Source organism: Aeromonas sp. PrichA-15 (genome assembly GCF_017939245.1).
Taxonomy (GTDB): Bacteria; Pseudomonadota; Gammaproteobacteria; order Enterobacterales; family Aeromonadaceae; genus Aeromonas; species Aeromonas caviae.
This window is the reverse complement of sequence record NZ_JAGKRH010000164.1, coordinates 2,150-7,664: the sequence shown is the minus strand read 5'-3', so window position 1 is coordinate 7,664 and position 5,515 is coordinate 2,150. Positions and strand designations below refer to the sequence as shown.

At 61.8% G+C, this 5,515-nt stretch carries 7 protein-coding genes; all 7 read right to left on the bottom strand.

Going from position 1 to position 5,515, the window contains the following annotated elements:
* Positions 1–187: 187 nt before the first annotated feature.
* Positions 188–352, bottom strand: coding sequence for a hypothetical protein (locus J9889_RS17620; protein ID WP_162624078.1), 165 nt, complete (start codon positions 350–352; stop codon positions 188–190).
* Between the two features lie 34 nt (positions 353–386).
* Positions 387–995, bottom strand: a complete 609-nt coding sequence (locus J9889_RS17615; protein WP_210557525.1) for a phage tail protein — start codon at positions 993–995, stop codon at positions 387–389.
* Positions 996–1,002: 7 nt separating this feature from the next.
* Positions 1,003–1,299: a hypothetical protein gene (locus tag J9889_RS17610; protein WP_005323966.1), complete on the bottom strand. Its 297-nt coding sequence runs from the start codon at positions 1,297–1,299 to the stop codon at positions 1,003–1,005.
* Positions 1,299–1,613, bottom strand: coding sequence for a capsid cement protein (locus J9889_RS17605; protein WP_171865147.1), 315 nt, complete (start codon positions 1,611–1,613; stop codon positions 1,299–1,301). Before J9889_RS17605 ends, J9889_RS17610 begins: the two co-directional genes overlap by 1 nt.
* Before the next feature lie 57 nt (positions 1,614–1,670).
* Positions 1,671–3,776: a ClpP-like prohead protease/major capsid protein fusion protein gene (locus J9889_RS17600; RefSeq protein WP_349237015.1), complete on the bottom strand. Its 2,106-nt coding sequence runs from the start codon at positions 3,774–3,776 to the stop codon at positions 1,671–1,673.
* Entirely contained in the window at positions 3,688–5,250 is a 1,563-nt protein-coding gene (locus J9889_RS17595) for a phage portal protein (protein WP_041211166.1), read from the bottom strand. Before J9889_RS17595 ends, J9889_RS17600 begins: the two co-directional genes overlap by 89 nt.
* Positions 5,247–5,515, bottom strand: a 269-nt coding sequence (locus tag J9889_RS17590; RefSeq protein WP_210557523.1) for a hypothetical protein, incomplete at its 5' end; no start/stop codon positions are given. The genes J9889_RS17590 and J9889_RS17595, both read right to left, overlap by 4 nt.

Genomic DNA, 5,515 nt, shown 5'->3' with positions numbered 1-5,515 from the left:
TCACCATCGCCCCCTTCCAGGAAGTAGCAGAACGCCAGGGGCAGGTCTTCGGCGGCGACGTCCACCGGGCGGGAGGGGTAAACCTCACGCAGATCGGGCACACAGGTTCGCACCCGTTCGGCCAGGGCCGCCCGGATGTCGGTTCGAATTGTCATATTGGGTCCAATAAAAAACCCGCCGAAGCGGGTTATCGTGATGGGGTTTGCCGTTTGGCGTCCCAGCGGTTGAACATGCCATTGAGGATAAGGGTCATGCCGACTGTGATGACAAATCCCAGCCAGCCGCCCTGAAAGGTGCCAATGGCGATCAATGCCAGCATCACCAGGGCAACCACAATTTTCAGGATTATCATGAACTCTCCTTGCGTGAAGATCAGAATCCTATCCTCATTTGAAGGTCAATTGAAGCTGACGCAACAGTGCCCGCTGCATTTCGCGGGGCATGTCACGGGCCATCCCTGCTTTTGATTCCCGTTCATAGTGCTCGGTGATCGGGGTCACCAGCGGGATCCGCATCACCTCCAGGGCATGACGGCCTTTGCCGACCCGGCGCAAGATCTGCCAGCTCTTGAGCTTGGTGGCCGCATAGCCACCTCCCCGCCGGTATTCGCCAAAGCCTTGGCCACCGTCAGCGATGAAGCCACCAGGCACACGATGACGACCGACCTGCATGTCCCCAATCCCCGTGAAGGCGCTCTGCCGATAGCGCACCAGGCGCTGCTGGACGGCCCCCACCTTGATCAAGGGGATAGGGCGGCGGCGCACCCTGATCGTGGCTGATGGCTTCTGCTGTGACGCCTTGAAGATCTTCACCCGGGGGCGCAGCAACTTGGCGGGCACCTGCACCCGGCTATCCTTGGCGGTCAGCCGGATAGCCCGACTGGACGCGCCAGCCGCCACCCGGTTGACCGCCTGAGCGCTCGCCTTCGGCACCAGCTTGGTCGGCAGCAGATTCAGGTTCGCCAGCGCCTTGTCAAAGTCTTGCTTGATGGGCATGGCTTCCTCACTTGATGGGGATGATCAACTGGCCAGCCCGCATGTATGGCACGTCTCTGACAGTGGTCACCAGGCCAAGGCTTGGCACCTCTACCTTGTCACCATTACGAAAACGCACCCCGGGCGGCGGACTGCTCACAGCGAGCTCGCGCAGCACTGTCGCCACCTGGGCAAATGCATCAGGCTGTTCGTCATAGATCACGGTCAACGGCTGACCGGCGACAACGGCATCGATACCCATGGCTTGATCAACGGCCACGTTGAGGCGACTGACCGCCCGCTGCCAGCGGGAGCCGGTCACCATTACTGGACGATCAGCGCGTCGGCGTAACCGCTGGCGCCGCTGCTAACCAGCTTGCCGAAGTCGTCCGCGTCCTTGGTGGTGTCCGCGACCAGCTTGGCACCATCCCACTTGACGGCCGCACCGATAGCCAATGCGGTGTCGCATGGGAGAGACCAGACACCGGACAGGGCGCCGGTAAACTCGGTGCCAGCGGCGGCGGTCTCCAGCGGGACAACGGTCAGTGCGCCCATCTTGATAGGCTTGCCGGCAACCACACCACCGGCCGGGGCTGCAAACGCCAGCTGGGTGCCGGTACAAACGAAATTCTTTGCCATGTTGCTGTTCCTGTTTGTTTGCCAAAAGATGGCCCGCCATGTTGCGGGCCGTTCCGATTACTTGCCGGCAGCCTTGACAAGGCCGCGATGGTCGAGGGCAGAAACCCCCGCATCGATGCGAACCTTGGTGGTCACGCCGTCAACGGTGAAGCCTTCCTGCTGCTCAATCCAGGGCGCATCCATGCCGTCCAGATAGGCAACCTCAACCGTGTCGCCACCCTGCGCAGCCAGGAACCACTGGGCCACATCGCTATCGGAGAGGCGCGGCTCACCGATCACCTCGGCGAAGCCCTTGAGCGGGTTGCTGATGCCGGAGTTGGCATCGGCACCGGGGACGGAGGTGCTGTTGATCAGCTGGAGCGCGGTATCTTCCAGCTCAATCGGCACCAGAACAAAGCCCGGGCGGATGTTGAGAGCGCGACCCTTGCCACCTTCTGCGGCCGCCTTCTGGCTGCGCATCAGCGCCTTGGCAGCAGAGAGTGCCTTGATGCTCATGGCAGAGTCTGCGCCGCTCAGCAGGTTGTGGTGATCGGCGTGGAACAACTGCTTGTTGTCCGGCATCTTGATGTTCTGGGTCAACACGGCATAGACCAGATCTGCGATGGTGCCACGCGCCGCCGCCCCCATCAGTTTCGGGATGCGGGTCAGCAGGTCGAGGTCATCGTTGATGATCGCCTGGCGGGTGATGCAGAACAGCTCGCCGTAGGTCGCCAGCTGGATGGTGGCACCGGTGTCGTTCAGGGTGATGTGCTTGTACTCAGCACCCTCGCGCACTTTGCGCAGGCTGGCGATATCACCCAAGCCGACACGCTGGGCCACCTTGAAGTCGGACAAGGTGCCCTTGCGCGTCCACTTCTCGAAGGTCTCGTTGGCGGATTCCCAACCTTCCAGCACTGACTTGTTGGAGACATCCATCAGGATCTTGCCAAAGTCGGAACTGGTGTGGGTGAAGGCCATGCCGACATAGTTCATCGGGCTCATGCCGGAGGTGGATACCCCGCGACCTTCCAGTGATGCCCGCGCCAGCTCGCGCAAGCTGAAACCGTCATAGCGGTTGTCACGCTCTTTCTCTGCATGACCACAGCGAGCCATCAGGGAGGCGCGAACAGAGTCGCCGATCAGGTTGCCGTTGCCAGCGTGGATATGCACGGTGGAACCCAGCGGGCCGGTTTCACTGGCGCCGGTGCCCAGCGCTGCCTTGATTTTCTCTTTCGCAGCGGCGGCGGAAACATCCATATCATCCAGGCACTCGGCCATCAGCTCAGGGAAGCGGCCGCCGGTCAGCGCAAACAGATCCTGAATGTCATTGCGGCGAGCCTGCTCCTGTCGCTTGAAGGCAGCGACAGCATCATCACCAGCGGGCTGCTGGGGTTGGCCAGGCAAAACGGCGGTCGTGGTGGGATTGGCCGGTACAGGAGCAGCTGTGCCAGCGTTCGCTTTGGCGCCGAACAGGGTTCGGGCCTGGGTAGGAATGTTGTTAAAGTCTTTCATCTTGTTCTCGTTCACGTAGGCGGCAGCCGAGATCGGCTCTTCCAGGACATCGACAAACCCCATCTCTTTGGCCTGCAGGCCATCGAGCCAGGTATCTGCCGACAGTAGCGCGGCCAGCTCCTCTCGGGGCTTGCCGGTTTTCTTCTCGTAGGCGTTGAGCAGCAGCGCCTCGTTGCGATCCAGCCAATCGGCCAGATCTCGCAAGTCGTCCGCATTGCCGACTGCGCCAGACCACGGCTTGTGGATCATCACCCAGGCATTGCTCGGCATATGCACGGTGGCATTGGGCAGGCAGAGAATGACCGAGGCCATACTGGCCGCCAGGCCATCGTTCCAGATGTCGATCTTGCAGGTGAGGCGGGCCAGGGTGTTGTAGATGGCAAACCCGTCCATCACATCACCGCCGGGGCTGTGAATGTGCAGATTGATTTGCTTGGCACTAAACACCCCGGCGGCCTTGCAGTCCGAGATGAATTGTTGAGCCGACACACCCCAGTAGCCGATCACGTCATAGATGTAGATCTCTACCGTGGGCTCTGAGGCGGCCAGGGCGTTGATGGTGTACCAGCTGCGGGGGCTCTGGTTATCGGCGGCGGGTTGGTCGCTGGCGGCCTCCGCTCGCGCTGGCATCAGCGCGGTCTGGACCGCCGCCGTCAGGTGGTGCTTTTTCACTGGGTTGTGCTCCTGGATCATTGGCTGGGTTGGAATCGGTGATGACGTTGTTTTGCTTCTCCCATTCCAGTTCGGAAAGACGCTGGTCCCGCACCTCGTCAGGGTTCCTGTTGCGAGCCCGGATCCACTCAGTCACCGTGCCAGCACTACCACGAATCACAGCTCTCCAGCCGTTGGCCTCACGCTCCGGGTCAATCCAGGGCATGACTGGCGCCAGATAGATGGCATCGAACAGGGTTTTCATATCCAGCTCTGGAGGCAGCTTGAGCGGGTCTTTGCTGCGCAGGGTTTCGGCCAGCAACCAATCCCGATAAACAGGGCGCGACCAGTTGGCCACAAACTCATCCTGCAGCACGGCAAAGCCTTCCCACCCCTCAACCAGCTCCTGGCGCTGGGCGGAATAGGTGCCGTCATAGTCGCGGGCCACGCTCGAATACTGGCTGCGGGTGCCAGCACAGGATGAGCGCAGCTGACCCGATCGCCAGACGTTCAGAGCGGTGTTTGGCCGGTTGGACTGGATAACCCCGACATCCTCGCCGGGGCGCAGGTCGTCAAAGGTCATGCCCGGCGTGATGTCGATCATTCGCTGCGCTTGCGCGGGTGAACCATCTGGCGGCGCCTGGTATCCCTCCGGGTGTTCCTTCTTGATGAAGAAGGCGAGCGAGGCGCTGATCCGGGCGGCTACGCGCTCGGCCTCTTCCACCGACTTGAGATCAGCGAGGCGAGTGATGACACCGTGCAGCAGCGTAACGCCGCGCAGCTGATGGATCCGCTTGCGCAGGGCCAGGTGATACATCTCGCTGGCTTCAACCTCCTTGGTGCGGTAGCGATAGCCCTGCATTTCGCCGGGGTGATCGAACATCACAAAGTAGGATTTCGGACGGCGCCAGGCATCGACCTTGATCCCCTGCCTGACCCCATCCGCCACGCTGTTCATCTCGAACGGCACAAAGTCAGGCTCCAGCACCTCCACCGAAAAGGGTGTATCCGAGTGATGCTGATAGCCCTTGATGGTGCCCAGCAGGCGGCGGCCAAACACCTCGCCATCGCGCAACCAGGTACGACAGGCCAGCCGCTCCATGGCGGGACGGGTGTAGGTGCCGGTGGTTTCCGGTTTGAGTGACCAGGCAGCCCAGCGGCGGCGGATATCCTTGGCGAGGTCATCCAGCAACTGTCCATCGACCGAGCGGGGCTGCGGCTCGATCTGGATGCCTTTGCCGCCGACAATCCGCTCCTCCATCTTGTCGAGAAGGCCGATCACAATGTCATGGTTTTCGTCCAGGGCTCTGGCCTGCTCGCGCAAGCTGATCGCCGATTGCTGGGTGGCCACGTTGGCGCCACGCCGTTCCCGCTTGGCCTGATGGGTTCTGGACGGCATTGCCGCCTCGTAGGCCATCATTCGCAAGCGGTCGCGCATCCGGTTGGCTGCCCAGCCGGGGGAGATAAACCCGACCAACTTATCTATGGCTCTCATGTAAACCTCGCGGCGGCATAGGGCTGACGGACAGGGTTGGCCACGCTGGCGCGGCGCTGCTCCCACTCCCGCCGACCAGAGCGGAGCTCGTTGAGGTTTTCAGAGGTCACAGTGCGGCCCTGGAACGTTACCTGCTTGCCGGCCAGCACATCGCGCTCGGCCTGCAGGTACAGCTCGATCATGCTGTCGATATCGCTCAGCTTCACAGCCAGCCTCCTGAGTTTGTGCCAAGCCAGCTGTTGCCTGCTGCCGTGGGTCTTGGCTG

Coding starts and splice junctions, on each gene's coding strand:
- J9889_RS17595 (WP_041211166.1), bottom strand. CDS start 5,250: ATGAGAGCCATAGATAAGTTGGTCGGGTTTATCTCCCCCGGCTGGGCA.
- J9889_RS17605 (WP_171865147.1), bottom strand. CDS start 1,613: ATGGCAAAGAATTTCGTTTGTACCGGCACCCAGCTGGCGTTTGCAGCC.
- J9889_RS17620 (WP_162624078.1), bottom strand. CDS start 352: ATGATAATCCTGAAAATTGTGGTTGCCCTGGTGATGCTGGCATTGATC.
- J9889_RS17610 (WP_005323966.1), bottom strand. CDS start 1,299: ATGGTGACCGGCTCCCGCTGGCAGCGGGCGGTCAGTCGCCTCAACGTG.
- J9889_RS17615 (WP_210557525.1), bottom strand. CDS start 995: ATGCCCATCAAGCAAGACTTTGACAAGGCGCTGGCGAACCTGAATCTG.